Origin of the sequence: Streptomyces sp. NRRL F-5126 (genome assembly GCF_000721265.1) — a bacterium.
In the GTDB taxonomy this organism is placed as follows: Bacteria; Actinomycetota; Actinomycetes; order Streptomycetales; family Streptomycetaceae; genus Streptomyces.
In genome coordinates this window covers 263,892-279,591 of the sequence record NZ_JOFZ01000010.1, presented here as the reverse complement: position 1 = coordinate 279,591, position 15,700 = coordinate 263,892, and the positions used below count along the sequence as shown (strand labels likewise).

Sequence of the window (15,700 nt, the reverse complement as noted above, 5' to 3'; positions counted from 1 at the left end):
AGGAGCGCGTGCATGAGCCAGAGAGTCACCGGGTTCGAGGTCCACGACATCCGCTTCCCCACCTCCGAGCGGCTCGACGGCTCCGACGCCATGAATCCCGACCCCGACTACTCGGCGGCGTACGTCGTCCTGCGTGCCGCGGACGGGGCGGAAGGGCACGGCTTCTGCTTCACGATCGGCCGGGGCAACGACGTGACAGCCGCCGCGATCGAGGCGCTGCGCGGCTACGTGCTCGGCAGACAGGCCCCCACGACCGCCGCCCGACTCGCGGCGCTCCACCACGACCTGACCCACGACTCCCAACTGCGCTGGCTGGGCCCCGAGAAGGGCGTGATGCACATGGCCGCGGGGGCCGTCGTCAACGCGGCGTGGGACCTCGCGGCCCGCCGGGCGGGCCTGCCCGTATGGGAGTTCCTGTCCGCCATGACGCCCGAGGAGATCGTCTCGCTGGTCGACTTCCGCTACCTGACCGACGCGCTCACACCGGACGACGCGCTGGAGATCCTGCGTGCCGCCCGGCCCGGCCGCGCCGAGCGCGCCGCCGCGCTGCGGGCCGAGGGCTACCCGGCGTACACCACGTCGCCGGGGTGGATCGGCTACCCGGACGGCAAGCTGGTGGCGCTCGCCCGGCAGGCGGTCGCCGACGGGTTCCGGCAGATCAAGCTCAAGGTCGGCTGCGACATCGGCGACGACGTGCGGCGGATGAAACTCGCACGCGCCGCCGTCGGCCCCTCCGTGCGGATCGCCGTCGACGCCAACCAGCGCTGGGACGTCGCCGACGCCCTGCGCTGGATGGCGGCGCTCGCGCCGTACGAGCCGCACTGGATCGAGGAACCCACCAGCCCCGACGACGTGCTGGGGCACGCCGCCATCAGATCGGGCCAGCCGGTACGCGTCGCCACCGGCGAACACGTCGCCAACCGCGTCGTGTTCAAGCAGCTGCTGCAGGCCGGCGCCGTCGACTTCGTCCAGATCGACGCGGCGCGCGTGGCCGGCGTCAACGAGAACGTGGCCATCCTGCTGCTGGCCGCCAAGTACGGGGTGCCGGTGTGCCCGCACGCGGGCGGCGTCGGCCTGTGCGAACTCGTCCAGCACCTCTCGATGTTCGACTACGTCGCCGTCTCGGGCACGAGGGAGGGACGGGTCATCGAGTACGTCGACCACCTGCACGAGCACTTCGAGGACCCCGTGCGGATCGTCTCGGGCCGCTACCTGGCACCCACGGCGCCCGGCTTCTCCGCCAGGATGCTGCCCGAGTCGATCGCCGCGCACAGCTACCCGGACGGGCCGGTCTGGCAGGCCCGCCGCACCGCCACCTGAGCCGACACACTCCACCAAGGACGGGACGACCATGCTCCGAAACACCGTGGGGCGAGCCCCCTTCGGCAGGCACCGGACGACCGCCGCCGCCTGCGCAGTGCTGCTGTCCGCCGCGGCCCTCGCGGGCTGCAACAGGGGCGGCGGCAGCGACTCGGGCGGTGGCAAGGTGGGCATCGACCTGCCGCGCAGCGACACCGACTTCTGGAACTCGTACCAGAGCTACATACAGAAGGACATAGAGAACGGCGCCGTCGACGCGCTGCCGCTGACGAACTCGCAGAACGACATCGGCAAGCTCGCCTCGAACGTGCAGGCACTGACCGATCAGGGTGCGAAGGCCATCGTGATGGCGCCGCAGGACACCGGCGCGGTCGCCGAGACGCTCCGCAGGCTCAGCGACAAGAAGATACCCGTGGTCAGCGTCGACACCAGGCCCGACAAGGGCAAGGTGTACATGGTGGTGCGCGCCGACAACGTCGCCTACGGCACCAAGGCGTGCGAGTACCTCGGAGGGCAGCTGAAGGGGAAGGGCACCGTCGCGGAGTTCGAGGGCGACCTCTCCTCCATCAACGGCCGCGACCGCTCACGGGCGTTCAAGTCCTGCATGGACAAGAAGTACCCCGGCATCAAGGTCATCGAGCTGGCCACCGACTGGAAGGGCGACGTGGCGTCCTCCAAGCTCCAGTCCACACTGGCCGCCAATCCCCACCTCGACGGCCTCTACATGCAGGCGGGCGGCGTCTTCCTCGCGCCCACGCTCTCGCTGCTCCAGCAGAAGCACCTGCTGAAGCCGGCGGGCACCAAGGGGCACATCACGATCATCTCCAACGACGGCATCCCGCAGGAGCTCGACGCGATCCGCAAGGGCCAGATCGACGCGACGATCTCCCAGCCCGCCGACCTGTACGCCAAGTACGCCCTCACGTACGCGAAGGACGCGCTGGAGGGCAAGAAGCAGAAGGCGGGACCCACGGACCACGACTCCACGATCGTGAAGATCCCCGGTGGGTTCGAGGACCAGCTCCCGGCCCCGCTGGTGACGAGGAAGAACGTCGACGACCCGCACCTGTGGGCCAACCAGCTGGACAAGAAGAAGTAGCCGTGGAAACCGGAGCAGCACCCGCCGCGGTGCACGCGGAAGGCATCGTCAAGCGCTTCGGCTCGACCGTGGCGCTCGACGGGGTACGGCTCACGGTGCGCCCGGGCGAGTCGCACGCACTCGTCGGGCGCAACGGAGCGGGCAAGTCCACCCTGGTCAGTGTGGTCACAGGCCTGCACAGGCCGGACGAGGGCCGCGTGGCCTTCGGCGGTGAGCCCGCCCCCGCCTACGGGGACACGGCGGCCTGGCAGTCGAAGGTCGCCTGCGTCTACCAGAGGTCCATGGTGGTCCCCGACCTGACCGTCGCGGAGAACCTCTTCCTCAACAACTTCGGCGGATCGGGCGCCGGTTCGGGCCGTCTCATCGGCTGGCGCGCCCTTCGCGGGAGAGCCGCCGAGCTGCTCGCCGGGTACGGCGTGGACGTCGACCCCACCGTGCGGGCCAGGGAACTGACGGTCGAGCAGCGGCAGTTCGTCGAGATCGCGCGGGCGCTTTCGTTCGGCGCCCGACTGATCGTCCTGGACGAGCCGACCGCGCAGCTCGACGCGCGAGGCATCCAGAGGCTGTTCGGCAAGGTGCGCGAACTGCGCGAGCAGGGCGTCGCGTTCCTGTTCATCTCGCACCATCTGCAGGAGGTGTACGAGCTCTGCTCCGCCGTCACCGTCTACCGCGACGCGAAGCACGTGCTCAGCGCGGACGTGGCCGACCTGTCCAAGGACGACCTGGTGGCGGCGATGACCGGCGACGCCGCGAAGACGGCGACGACCTGGCACGCCGGCCGGAACGCGGCCGCCGCGCGCTCCGGACCCGTCCTGCGCACCGAGCGGCTCTCGCTCGACGGGGCGTTCGAACCGCTTGACCTGGAGGTCGTGCCCGGCGAGGTGCTCGGCGTGGCGGGGGCCGCCGCGAGCGGCACCACCGCGCTCGGCGAGATCCTGGTCGGGATGCGGTCGGCCACGTCGGGCAGCGTCGTGGTGCGCGGCCGGACGGTCAGGCCGGGCAGCGTGCCCGACGCGCTGGAGGCGGGCATCGGCTACATCCCTGAGGACCGGCACCGCCAGGGGCTGGTCGAGACCCGCAGCGTCGCGGAGAACGCCACGCTCACCGTCGCCGGCCGGCTCGGCCCCTGGGGGACCGTACTGCCCTCCCGTACACGGGCGTTCGCGCGGTCGATGATCGAGGCGCTCGACATCAAGACGACAGGTCCTGGGCAGCCGGTGACCGGGCTGTCCGGCGGCAACCAGCAGAAGGTCGTGGTGGCGCGTGCCCTGGCGCGCGACCCCGACGTGCTCGTCGCCGTGCGGCCCACGGCGGGCGTGGACGTCAGGTCCAAGGACTCGCTGCTCGGCGTGGTGCGCCGGGTGGCGGACGAGGGCAGGGCGGCGGTGATCGTCTCGGACGAGCTGGACGACCTGCGCGTGTGCGACCGCGTGCTCGCCCTGTTCCACGGGCGTGTGGTGGCCGCGTTCGGGAGCGGGTGGAGCGACAGGGAACTGGTGGCCGCCATGGAAGGTGTGGGGGAGAGCCGATGACCGAGACCATGCGTCCGCCGATGGCGGACCGTACGGAGCGCCTGGGCCCGCGGGGCAGGTTGCGGCTCATCAGGTGGAGCGACTTCTCGCTGCTGCCCGTGATCGCCGTGCTGATGGTGATCGGGTTCATCGTCTCCCCGGCGTTCCTGACCGCCGACAACCTCACCGGTGTGCTCCAGTCGGCCTCCGAGCTGAGCCTGCTGGTGCTCGGCGAGGCGCTGGTCCTGATCGCCGGGCGGATGGACCTGTCACTGGAGTCGACGATCGGCGTGGCGCCCGCGGTCGCCATGTGGCTGGTGCTGCCCGCGCACGGCGGCAGGTTCACCGGCCTGGGGCTGCCGACCTGGACGGCGATACCGTTCGACCTGCTGGTGGGCCTGGCGATCGGCGCGTTCAACGCGTTCCTGATCCTCAGGCTGCGCGTCAACGGGTTCATCGCCACACTCGGCATGCTCACCATGCTGCGCGGCCTGCAGATCGGCATCACGGGCGGCAAGTCGATCTCCGACGTGCCCGAGTCCTTCCGCTACCTGGGCAGGACGGAGTGGATCGGCCTGCCGGCCGCCGTGTGGCTGTGCCTGGTGCTGTTCGCCGCCGGCGGTGTGGTGCTGGCCTGGTTCCGGCACGGGCGCTCCCTGTACGCGATCGGCGGCAACCCGGAGGCCGCGCGTGCGGCCGGCATCAGGGTCGACCGAGTCACCTGGATCGTGCTCGGCGTGGCGAGCCTGCTCGCGGCGTTCGCGGGGATCCTCTACACGGGCCACTACGGTTCGGTCGCGGCCGACCAGGGCAACGGCTGGATCTTCAACGTGTTCGCGGCGGCGGTCATCGGCGGCGTGAGCCTCAAGGGCGGGCGGGGCACCGTCTTCGGGGCGCTGACGGGTGTGCTGACGCTCCAGCTCGTGGTGAACGTGATGACGCTCGCCGGTGTCCCGCCGGAGTGGGACCAGTTCCTCAACGGCGCGATCATCATCGTCGCGCTGATCGTCTCGCGCTTCGCGAGCGGCGAGAAGCAGGACTGAGCGCGTCACAGCGTCGAGCGCAGCCACATCTCCACGCTCGCGATGTGCACCGTCGCCCACGACCTGGCCGCCTCCGCGTCCCGGTCGCGCAGCGCGGCGAGGATCGCCCGGTGCTCGTGCAGGGTGCGGCTGACGGCGTCCTGCTGGGTCAGGCCGCGCCATATCCGCGCCCGGGTCGTCGGGCCCGAGAGGCCGTCGAGGAGCGAGTGGAGCACGGAGTTGCCGGACGCCTGCACGATGCCGCGATGGAAGTCCAGGTCGGAGGCGACCAGTTCCTCGACCGAAGGCTCGGCGCCCAGCGCGCCGAGCCCGCGGTCGAGCACCGCGAGCTCCTGCTCGGTGATCCGCGCGCTCGCCATCGCCGTGGCGGCCGGCTCCAGGATGCGGCGCACCGCCAGGAACTCCAGGACCGTGTCGTCGCGGTGGAAGTCCACCACGAAGCTGAGGGCCTCGAGCAGGAGCTGGGGGTCCAGGCTGGTGACGTACGTGCCGTCGCCCTGCCGCACGTCGAGGATGCGCATCAGGGCGAGCGCGCGCACCGCCTCCCGCAGGGAGTTCCTCGACAGGCCGAGCCCGGCCGCCAGTTCGCTCTCCTTCGGCAGGCGGTCACCCGGGCGCAGCGCACCGGAGACGATCATTTCCTTGATCTTCTCTATCGCCTCGTCGGTGACAGCCACGCGCGACCTCCAGACATCCGACGTATCCGCCCCATTATGCGCCGGGCCTGCCCGGCGGGGGCGGATACGCGGTGTCGCACCAGGTCGTCAGCCCCGGCGGGCGAGCGTCGCCTCCACCTTCGCCCTGATGTCGTCCGTGTCGAGGCCCCTGATGGTCAGCGTGGTGCGGCGGCGCAGCACGTCCTCGGCGGTCTGCGCCCACTCGTGGTCGCGCGCGTAGACCACCTGGGCCCAGATCTCCGGGGCGTCCGGGTGGATGCGCTCGCCGAGCTCCGGGCTCTCGTACGCCAGGCGCGCGATGTCGAACGCGAGCGTGCCGTAGTGGGTCGCCAGGTGCCTGGCCGTGTCGCGCGCGATCCTGCCCTGGGCCACGCCCTCGTCGATCAGCAGCCGGTGCGCCACGGCCTGCGGGTTGGCGATGCCGGGCAGCGGCATCTTCTTGGGCAGCTGCGAGACGGGCTGGACGTCAGAACCGAGCGGGTGTCCCGGCAGCGTCTCCAGCTTCTTGAGAACGGTGCGGCCGATGTGCCGGAACGTGGTCCACTTGCCGCCCGCGACCGAGAGCATGCCGCCCGTTCCCTCGGTCACGACCGTCTCCCGCTTGGCGGTGGACGTGCCGCCGGGGCCGCCGGGCAGCACCCGAAGGCCCGCGTACGAGTACGCGATCAGGTCGCGGGAGAGCTGCTGGTCCCGCACGGACAGCGACGCCTCGTCGAGGATCTGCCGGATGTCCTTCTCGGTGACGGACACGTCGGCCGGGTCGCCCTCGTACTCCTCGTCCGTGGTGCCGAGCACGAGCATGTCCTCCCACGGCAGGGCGAACGTGATGCGGTACTTGTCGATGGGCGTGGCGAGCGCCGCGTTCCACGGCGCGGACCTGCGCATCACGAGGTGCGCGCCCTTGGACAGCCGGATCGACGGCGCCGAGCCCGCGTCCTCCATCTTCCTGAGGTGGTCGACCCAGGGCCCGGTCGCGTTGAGTACCAGCCGCGCGTTCACGCCGAACTCGCTGCCGTCCGTGCGGTCCTTGAGGTCGGCGCCGGTCACGCGGCCTCCGGTGAACCTGAGCCCGGTGACCTCCGCGTGGTTGAGTACGACCGCCCCGGAGTCGACGGCGGCGCGCACGGTCATGAGCGCCATCCGCGCGTCGTTCATCTGGTCGTCCCCGTAGACGGCGACGGCCCGCAGGTCCTCCGTGCGCAGCTCGGGAACCGCACGCCTGGCCTTCTCCGGGCTGATGACGTGGCCGACGCCGTCGCCGAACGCGGACAGCGCCGAGTAGGCGAAGACGCCGGCGCCCAGCTTGGCCGCGCCGTGCGGGCCGCCACGGTAGACGGGCAGGTAGAACGTGAGCGGGTTGGCCAGGTGCGGCGCCACCTGCTGCGCCACGGCGCGGCGCTCGAAGTGGTTCTCCGCCACCAGCTTCACCGCGCCGGTCTGCAGGTAGCGCAGCCCGCCGTGCAGCAGCTTGGAGGACGCCGACGACGTGGCCCCGGCGAAGTCGCCGCTGTCCACCAGCGCCACCCTGAGCCCCGACTGCGAGGCGTGCCAGGCGGTGGAGATGCCCAGGATGCCGCCGCCGATCACCAGCAGGTCGTAGGACGCGCGGTCCATCTGGTCACGGATCTCGGCCCGGGTCGGCAGGGACCCGATGGCCAGGTGCGTCCCGAGTGCCGGGGCGCTGCTCAGGGTGGTGTTCATGGCGTACTCCTCATCAGCCGCCTACCGGCTGTGGCTTCGTTGCTCAGTCGGCCGCCGGGGTGCCGGCGGCCGGGTGTCGCGGCCGCCGGGTCAGCTGCCGTCCTCGTCGAGCCAGCCCTTGGTCCGCTCGACGGCCTTGAGCCAGTTCTTGTACTCGCGGTCGCGGATGCCGGACTCCATCTGCGGTGTCCACTCCGCGGCCCTGCGCCAGTTGGCGCGCAACGCCTCGGTGTCCGGCCAGAAGCCGACCGCGAGACCGGCCGCGTAGGCGGCGCCGAGCGCGGTGGTCTCGGCGACCAGCGGCCGCACGACGGGCGAGTCCAGCACGTCCGCGAGCGTCTGCATCAGCAGGTTGTTGGCCGTCATGCCGCCGTCGACCTTCAGCGTGGTCAGCTCGACACCCGAGTCCTTGGTCATGGCGTCGCTGATCTCGCGCGTCTGCCAGGCGGTGGCCTCCAGGACGGCCCTGGCGATGTGCGCCTTCGTGACGTAGCCGGTGAGCCCGGCGATCACGCCGCGGGCGTCCGGCGCCCAGTGCGGCGCGAACAGGCCGGAGAACGCGGGCACGAAGTAGGCGCCGCCGTTGTCCTCGACCGACGAGGCCAGCGTCTCGATCTCCGGGGCCGTCTTGATCAGGCCCATCTGGTCGCGCATCCACTGCACCAGCGCGCCGGTGACGGCGATGGAGCCCTCCAGCGCGTACACCACCGGCTCGTCGCCGATGCGGTAGCCGACCGTGGTGAGCAGGCCGTTGTAGGAGTTGACCGGCTTGCCCGCGGTGTTCATCAGCATGAACGTGCCGGTGCCGTAGGTCGACTTGGCGTCGCCCTCGGTGAAGCAGCACTGGCCGAACAGCGCCGCCTGCTGGTCGCCGAGCGCCGACGCGACGGGTACGCCGTCCAGGGCGCCGCCCTTCGCGGTCCCGTACACCTCGGCCGACGACCTGATCTCCGGGAGCATCACGGACGGCACGCCCATGGACTCGCAGATCCGCTCGTCCCACTCCATGGTGTGCAGGTTCATGAGCATCGTGCGGGAGGCGTTGGTGACGTCGGTGACGTGCGCGCCGCCGTTCGTGCCGCCGGTCAGGTTCCAGATGGTCCAGGTGTCCATCGTGCCGAAGAGGATGTCGCCGCGCTCGGCGCGCTCGCGCAGCCCCTCCACGTTGTCCAGCAGCCAGCGCGCCTTGGGGCCGGCGAAGTAGGTGGACAGCGGCAGGCCGGTCTCCCGGCGCCAGCGGTCGGCGCCCACGTTGCGGCCCAGCTCGCGGGTGAGCGCGTCGGTGCGGGTGTCCTGCCAGACGATGGCGTTGTGCACCGGCTCGCCGGTGTTCTTGTCCCACAGCAGCGTCGTCTCGCGCTGGTTGGTGATGCCGATCGCCTTGACGTCGTCCCGCGTGATGCCGGCCTTCTCGATGGCGCCCGCCACGACCTCCTGGACGTTGGTCCAGATCTCGGCCGCGTTGTGCTCCACCCAGCCCGGCTTGGGGAAGATCTGCTCGTGCTCCTTCTGGTCCACGGCCACGATGCGGCCGTCCCGGTCGAAGACGATGCAGCGACTCGACGTCGTGCCCTGGTCGATGGCCGCGATGAACGGGCCCGTGCCGTGGGAGGAAGTCCCTGTGTTGTCACTCACGGTGTCAGCTCCTGCTTCGTCGGAGAAGGTGAAGTGGGGTCGGGGGATGGGGGACGATGCGGCTCACGCGAAGGCGAGCTGGTAGAAACCGCCTGCGAGCGCCGCACCTGCCAAGGGGCCGAGTACGGGTACCCACGCGTAGCTCCAGTCCGAGCCGCCCTTGTTCGGCAGCGGCAGGAGGGCGTGCACGATGCGGGGGCCGAGGTCGCGGGCCGGGTTGATGGCGTAACCGGTCGGCCCGCCGAGCGAGAGGCCGATCGCCACCACGACGAAGGACGTGATCAGGATGCCGATCGGGCCGAGACCGTCGCCGTTCTGGTTGAGGCCTTGCGTGAGGATGGCGATGACCAGCACGAACGTGGCGATGATCTCGGTCAGCAGGTTCTGCCAGTAGTTGCGGACCTCGGGGCCCGTGGAGAAGACGCCGAGCACCGGGCCGGCGCTCGGCGCGCTCTTCTGGTCGACGAGCCCCTCCTCGGCCGGCTGCTGCGCGAGCACCTGGGGATCGGTGAGGAACGTGGAGAACTGCCCCAGGTAGGCCACCCAGACCAGGAAGGCGCCGATCATCGCTCCCAGGATCTCGGAACCGATGTAGAGCGGCACGTCGCTCCACTTGATCCCGCCCTGGATGGCCAGGCCCAGCGTCACCGCCGGATTCAGCGACGCGGCGGACTTCGGTGCGGAGAGGTAGGCGCCGACCATGACGGCGAAGCCCCAGCCGAGGGCGATGGCTACCCAGCCCGCGTTGAACGCCTTCGACCGCTTGAGCACGACGCCGGCCACGACGCCGCCGCCGAGCAGGATCAGCATGGCGGTACCGCTGGTCTCGCCCACGAATATGTCGAGATTGGACACCCGAGACTCCTTTGTCCTGAAAGGCGGATCTCCGGATCTCCGGCGGTCCGCGCCCTCATGCAGGGCACTTGCTGCCGGTCGCCATGCCGCACCGTCACGGGCTCCGATGGAGACGGTGTTCGACAATGTCGACCGATATACGGCAGTCTCGTCCGGTCAGCAATAGTCGTCAAGGGTTCCGTGGCCGGAACCTCACGCTCTTCCGATGATCCGCTATGCGGATCAAAACCGCCCGTTGCCGATGTCGCGCGACACCGCACGGGCGCAGTCGCGCACCGCAGCCACGAGGTCCGTGCGGATCCGGCCGGGGCCGCCGTCGCCGCGCTCCGCGCCGCCCTGCGCGTCGCAGATCCGCTCCGTCGCGCCGGTCGCCGCGATGGCGCCGACCGCCATGCCGTGCCGGTCCCGGATAGGCGCGGCCACGGCCGCCACACCCTGCCACGTCTCCTCGATGTCCGAGGCCCAGCCCTTGTCCCGCACGGCCGACAGCTCCGCCTCGAACCGCTCGGGCAGGGTGACGGTGCGCGGCGTCAGCGGACGCCGCTCCGCCTCCAGCGCGTCGCTGTGGGCCACCGGGTCGAAGGCGCAGAGCACCTTCCCGAGCGCCGTGGAGTACAGCGGCTGCATGGCACCCACCTCCAGGACCTGGCGGCTGTCGTCCGGCCGGAAGACGTGGTGCACGACCAGAACACCACCCTGGTGCAGTACACCCAGATGGACGCTCTCGCCGCTGGATCGCGCCAGATCGTCCGTCCACACCAGGGCACGCGCGCGCAGCTCGTGCACGTCCAGATAGCTGTTGCCGAGGCGCAGCAGCTCGGCGCCCAGCTGATAGCGGCCCGACAGCGCGTCCTGCTCGACGAACCCCTCCGCCTGCAGCGTGCGCAGGATGCCGTGCGCCGTCCCCTTCGCGAGCCCCAGCGAGGATGCGATGTCGGACAGGCCGAGCCTGCGCTCCCCGCCCGCCAGCAGCCGCAGCATCGCCGCGGCCCGCTCGAGCGACTGGATGTTCTTCGCCATCTGCGGACCCCGTTCCTTATTCGACAATGCTGAACACTATCGGTCCATGCCGACTTCGTCGCCTGGGCCTCCGCCTGCCGCCGCGCCCACGCCGTGGACGCCCCGCCCGCCATCGCGCGTCCCCGGCTACGCTGGCCGGGTGCCCCGCGTACCGCTCGGGGGCAAAGCCGACAGCCGTCGCATCTACGGGAGTGAATCCATGGCCTCGTCGCCGACCCCTTCCACCGACAGCAGGACGCGCGTCGCGGCGCTCCGCGAAGCCTTCGCCACCCGGGTGGTGGTGGGGGACGGAGCCATGGGGACCATGCTCCAGGCCCAGGACCCCACCCTCGCGGACTTCCAGGACCTCGAAGGGTGCAACGAGATCCTCAACGTCACGCGCCCCGACATCGTCAGGTCCGTGCACCAGGAGTACTTCGCGGTCGGAGTCGACTGCGTCGAGACCAACACCTTCGGCGCCAACTACGCCGCCCTCGGCGAGTACGACATCGCCGACCGCGTGCACGAGCTGTCCGAGGCCGGCGTGCGCATCGCCCGTGAGGTCGCCGACGAGTTCACCGCCTCCACCGGGCAGCAGCGCTGGGTGCTCGGCTCCATGGGCCCGGGCACCAAGCTGCCCACCCTCGGCCACGTCGCCTACACGACGATCCGCGACGCCTACCAGCAGAACGCGGAGGGCATGATCGCGGGCGGCGCCGACGCGCTGCTCGTGGAGACCACGCAGGACCTCCTCCAGACCAAGGCAGCCGTGCTCGGCGCCCGGCGCGCCCTCGAAGCCACCGGCGCCGACCTGCCCGTCATCTGCTCCGTCACCGTCGAGACGACCGGCACCATGCTGCTCGGCTCCGAGATCGGCGCCGCACTCACCGCGCTCGAACCGCTGGGCATCGACATGATCGGGCTCAACTGCGCCACAGGGCCCGCCGAGATGAGCGAGCACCTGCGCTACCTCGCACGCCACTCGCGCATCCCGCTGTCCTGCATGCCGAACGCGGGCCTGCCGGTGCTCGGCAAGGACGGCGCGCACTACCCGCTCCAGCCGGGCGAGCTGGCCGACGCGCAGGAGACCTTCGTCGCCGAGTACGGCCTCTCCCTCGTCGGCGGCTGCTGCGGCACCACCCCCGAGCACCTGCGCCAGGTCGTCGAGCGGGTACGCGGCGGCGAGCGCACCGAGCGCGAGCCGCGCCCCGAGCCCGGCGCCGCCTCCCTGTACCAGGCCGTGCCCTTCAGGCAGGACACCGCGTACCTCGCGATCGGCGAGCGCACCAACGCCAACGGCTCGAAGAAGTTCCGCGAGGCCATGCTCGAAGGGCGCTGGGACGACTGCGTGGAGGTGGCGCGCGACCAGATCCGCGAGGGCGCGCACATGCTCGACCTGTGCGTCGACTACGTGGGCCGCGACGGCGCCGCCGACATGGCGGAGCTCGCCGGCCGCTTCGCCACCGCCTCGACCCTGCCGATCGTGCTGGACTCCACCGAGATCGACGTGCTCCGCGCCGGCCTGGAGAAGCTCGGCGGGCGCGCCGTCATCAACTCCGTCAACTACGAGGACGGAGTGGGACCCGAGTCACGCTTCGCCCGCGTCACCGCGCTCGCCAAGGAGCACGGCGCCGCGCTCATCGCGCTCACCATCGACGAGGAGGGCCAGGCCCGCACCGCCGAGCACAAGGTGGCCATCGCGGAGCGGCTCATCGACGACCTGACCGGCAACTGGGGCATCAACGAGTCGGACATCCTCATCGACTGCCTCACCTTCACCATCTGCACCGGCCAGGAGGAGTCGCGCGGCGACGGCCTCGCCACCATCGAGGCGATCCGCGAGCTCAAGCGGCGCCACCCCGACGTGCAGACCACGCTCGGCCTCTCCAACATCTCCTTCGGCCTGAACCCGGCCGCCCGCATCGTGCTGAACTCGGTCTTCCTCGACGAGTGCGTCAAGGCCGGACTCGACTCCGCGATCGTGCACGCCGCGAAGATCCTGCCCATCGCGCGCCTCGACGAGGAGCAGGTGCAGACCGCCCTCGACCTGATCCACGACCGGCGCGCCGAGGGCTACGACCCGCTGCAGAAGCTGATGGCGCTGTTCGAGGGCGCCACCGCCAAGTCCCTGCGCGCGGGCAAGACGGAGGAACTGCTCGCCCTGCCGCTGGGCGAGCGCCTCGAACACCGCATCATCGACGGCGAGAAGAACGGCCTCGAAGCCGACCTCGAAGAGGCGCTCCAGGAGCGCTCCGCCCTCGACATCGTCAACGAGACGCTCCTGAACGGGATGAAGGTCGTCGGTGAGCTGTTCGGCTCCGGCCAGATGCAACTGCCGTTCGTCCTCCAGTCGGCCGAGGTGATGAAGACCGCCGTCGCGTACCTCGAACCGCACATGGAGAAGTCCGAGGACGGCGGCGGCAAGGGCACGATCGTCCTGGCGACCGTGCGCGGCGACGTCCACGACATCGGCAAGAACCTCGTGGACATCATCCTGTCCAACAACGGCTACGACGTCGTCAACCTCGGCATCAAGCAGCCGGTCTCCGCGATCCTCGAGGCGGCGACCGAGCACAAGGCCGACGTCATCGGCATGTCGGGGCTCCTCGTCAAGTCCACGGTGATCATGAAGGAGAACCTGGAGGAGCTGAACCAGCGCCGGCTGGCCGCCGACTACCCCGTCATCCTCGGCGGCGCCGCCCTCACGCGCGCCTACGTCGAGCAGGACCTGCACGAGATCTACGAGGGCGAGGTCCGCTACGCGCGCGACGCCTTCGAGGGACTGCGGCTGATGGACGCCCTCATCGCCGTCAAGCGCGGCGTGCCCGGCGCCGTCCTGCCCGAACTCAAGCAGCGCAGGGTCAAGTCCACGGCTACCGCGGCCGTGCTAGACCAGCCGGAGGAGAAGGTCTCGCGCTCCGACGTGGCGGTCGACAACCCGGTGCCCACGCCGCCGTTCTGGGGCACGCGCGTCGTCAAGGGGATCCAGCTCAAGGAGTACGCGTCCTGGCTGGACGAGGGTGCACTGTTCAAGGGCCAGTGGGGGCTCAAGGAGTCCCGCAGCGGCGGCGGCCCCTCGTACCAGGAGCTCGTCGAGACCGAGGGCCGCCCGAACCTGCGCGGCTGGCTCGACCGCATGCACACGGAGAACCTGCTGGAAGCCGCCGTCGTCCACGGCTACTTCCCCTGCGTCTCCAAGGGCGACGACCTCATCCTGCTCAACGACGACGGGTCGGAGCGCACCCGCTTCACGTTCCCGCGCCAGCGCCGCGGCCGCCACCTGTGCCTCGCGGACTTCTTCCGTCCGGAGGAGTCGGGCGAGACGGACGTGGTGGGCCTCCAGGTCGTCACCATCGGGTCGAAGATCGGCGAGCGCACCGCCGAACTGTTCGCGGCCAACGCCTACCGCGACTACCTGGAGCTGCACGGCCTGTCCGTCCAGCTCGCGGAGGCGCTCGCCGAGTACTGGCACGCGCGGGTGCGCTCCGAACTCGGCTTCTCGGGCGAGGACCCCTCCGACGTGGAGGACATGTTCGCCCTCAAGTACCGCGGCGCCCGCTTCTCGCTGGGCTACGGGGCATGCCCCGACCTGGAGGACCGGGCGAAGATCGCCGAGCTGCTCCAGCCCGAGCGGATCGGTGTGCACCTCTCCGAGGGATTCCAGCTCCACCCCGAGCAGTCCACCGACGCGATCGTCATCCACCACCCGGAGGCCAAGTACTTCAACGCACGGTAACGGCCCGATCACCCCGGCGGCGCACGCGCGTCGAGCACCGTACGCCGCCGGGACGTACACTGATCAGTCCAGCGCAGGCCGGCCGCCGCGCTCCCGGGGAACCCTCGGAGGTGCACGCGGCCGGCCTTCTCGTCCCTCATGGAGGTGTGCCGGATGACCAGTACGATCCCCGTGTCCTTGCCCCGAACGGCCGAAGGCTCCGCCCTGCAGGCCGTGCTGCTCGACATGGACGGCACGCTGGTGGACAGCGAGGGGATCTGGTGGGACACCGAGATCGAGGTCTTCAAGAACCTCGGGCACTCACTCGACGAGGGCTGGCGGGACATCGTCGTCGGCGGCCCGATGGCCCGCAGCGCCGGCTATCTGATCGAGGCCACCGGGGCCGACGTGACCCTCGACGAGATCGTGCTGCTGTTCAACGAGACGTTCGAGAACCGCATCGCCCAGGGCGTGCCGCTGATGCCGGGCGCCGCCCGGCTGCTCGCCGAGCTTCGAGCGCACCGGGTGCCCACCGCGCTGGTCTCCGCCTCCCACCGGCGCATCATCGACCAGGTGCTGCGCTCCCTGGGCGCGGAGAACTTCGCGCTCACGGTCGCGGGCGACGAGGTGGCCCGCACCAAGCCGCACCCCGACCCCTACCTGGTCGCCGCGCGCGGCCTCGGCGCCGAGCCCGGGCGGTGCGCCGTCGTCGAGGACACCGCGACGGGCGTGGCGTCCGCGGAGGCGGCGGGCTGCCGCGTCGTCGCCGTGCCGTCGGTCGCCCCCATCGCCCCGGCGGAGGGCCGGCACATCGTGGCCTCGCTGGAGGACGTCGACCTCGCCTTCCTGCGCTCCCTGCCCGCGCCCGGCCGCTGACGGCCCCGCGGCCCGGCCGGAGCCCGTGCGGTGAACGGCCTCGGTCCGCGAGGCGCACACTCCGTGTCAGGTCTCGGACCAAGGGTGACGGTGAGTGACGTTCGTCACGTCGCAAGGCGCCGAAGGGGCGCTCGCCGGCCCTCCTGCGGTTGCCGCGCGTGCCCTTGTGTCCCGGTTGGTGAAGCACTGTACGAAACATGCCGACGCCCCTATGTCCACAGGCCGTTAAGGGCGATAACTGAGTGACAACCCGCCCGTGGAGGTCAGTT

At 70.8% G+C, this 15,700-nt stretch carries 11 protein-coding genes; 6 read left to right on the top strand and 5 right to left on the bottom strand.

The genetic code is table 11. The features are described 5' to 3' along the window. Positions 1-12: 12 nt before the first annotated feature. From IH48_RS0122715 to IH48_RS0122700, 4 genes are read left to right on the top strand one after another with little or no spacing between them, the layout of a single operon-like run. The gene (locus IH48_RS0122715; RefSeq protein WP_030907656.1) at positions 13-1,320 is read left to right on the top strand and encodes an enolase C-terminal domain-like protein; all 1,308 of its coding nucleotides are present in this window, start codon (positions 13-15) and stop codon (positions 1,318-1,320) included. Positions 1,321-1,351: 31 nt separating this feature from the next. Next, positions 1,352-2,419, top strand: a complete 1,068-nt coding sequence (locus IH48_RS0122710) for a sugar ABC transporter substrate-binding protein (protein WP_051840369.1) — start codon at positions 1,352-1,354, stop codon at positions 2,417-2,419. 2 nt (positions 2,420-2,421) lie between these two features. After that, positions 2,422-3,951 (top strand): sugar ABC transporter ATP-binding protein, encoded by a 1,530-nt coding sequence (locus IH48_RS0122705; protein ID WP_030907650.1) that lies wholly within the window; start codon positions 2,422-2,424, stop codon positions 3,949-3,951. Then, positions 3,948-4,973, top strand: a complete 1,026-nt coding sequence (locus tag IH48_RS0122700; protein ID WP_030907647.1) for an ABC transporter permease — start codon at positions 3,948-3,950, stop codon at positions 4,971-4,973. Before IH48_RS0122705 ends, IH48_RS0122700 begins: the two co-directional genes overlap by 4 nt. Positions 4,974-4,978: 5 nt before the next feature. Here IH48_RS0122700 and IH48_RS0122695 read toward each other — a convergent pair whose 3' ends face one another. From IH48_RS0122695 to IH48_RS0122675, 5 genes are all read right to left on the bottom strand, one after another. Then, a complete protein-coding gene (locus IH48_RS0122695; protein WP_030907644.1) occupies positions 4,979-5,650 on the bottom strand; it encodes a FadR/GntR family transcriptional regulator in 672 nt (223 codons plus the stop codon). A gap of 87 nt (positions 5,651-5,737) precedes the next feature. Next, positions 5,738-7,351 carry a glycerol-3-phosphate dehydrogenase/oxidase gene (locus tag IH48_RS0122690; RefSeq protein WP_030907641.1) on the bottom strand — a complete coding sequence of 538 codons (1,614 nt, stop codon included), beginning with the start codon at positions 7,349-7,351 and terminating at the stop codon, positions 5,738-5,740. Between the two features lie 90 nt (positions 7,352-7,441). Then, the gene (gene glpK / locus IH48_RS0122685) at positions 7,442-8,986 is read right to left on the bottom strand and encodes a glycerol kinase GlpK (protein ID WP_030907638.1); all 1,545 of its coding nucleotides are present in this window, start codon (positions 8,984-8,986) and stop codon (positions 7,442-7,444) included. 63 nt (positions 8,987-9,049) lie between these two features. Further along, positions 9,050-9,841 carry an MIP/aquaporin family protein gene (locus IH48_RS0122680; protein WP_030907634.1) on the bottom strand — a complete coding sequence of 264 codons (792 nt, stop codon included), beginning with the start codon at positions 9,839-9,841 and terminating at the stop codon, positions 9,050-9,052. A 222-nt stretch (positions 9,842-10,063) separates the two neighbouring features. Continuing rightward, positions 10,064-10,861, bottom strand: coding sequence for an IclR family transcriptional regulator (locus tag IH48_RS0122675; protein WP_030907631.1), 798 nt, complete (start codon positions 10,859-10,861; stop codon positions 10,064-10,066). 199 nt (positions 10,862-11,060) lie between these two features. Between IH48_RS0122675 and metH the strand changes: the two genes are divergently transcribed. Then, complete coding sequence (gene metH / locus IH48_RS0122670; RefSeq protein ID WP_030907628.1) at positions 11,061-14,576, top strand: methionine synthase; 3,516 nt, start codon at positions 11,061-11,063, stop codon at positions 14,574-14,576. Positions 14,577-14,729: 153 nt separating this feature from the next. Next, entirely contained in the window at positions 14,730-15,431 is a 702-nt protein-coding gene (locus IH48_RS0122665) for an HAD family hydrolase (protein WP_030907625.1), read from the top strand. The last annotated feature ends 269 nt before the right edge of the window (positions 15,432-15,700 follow it).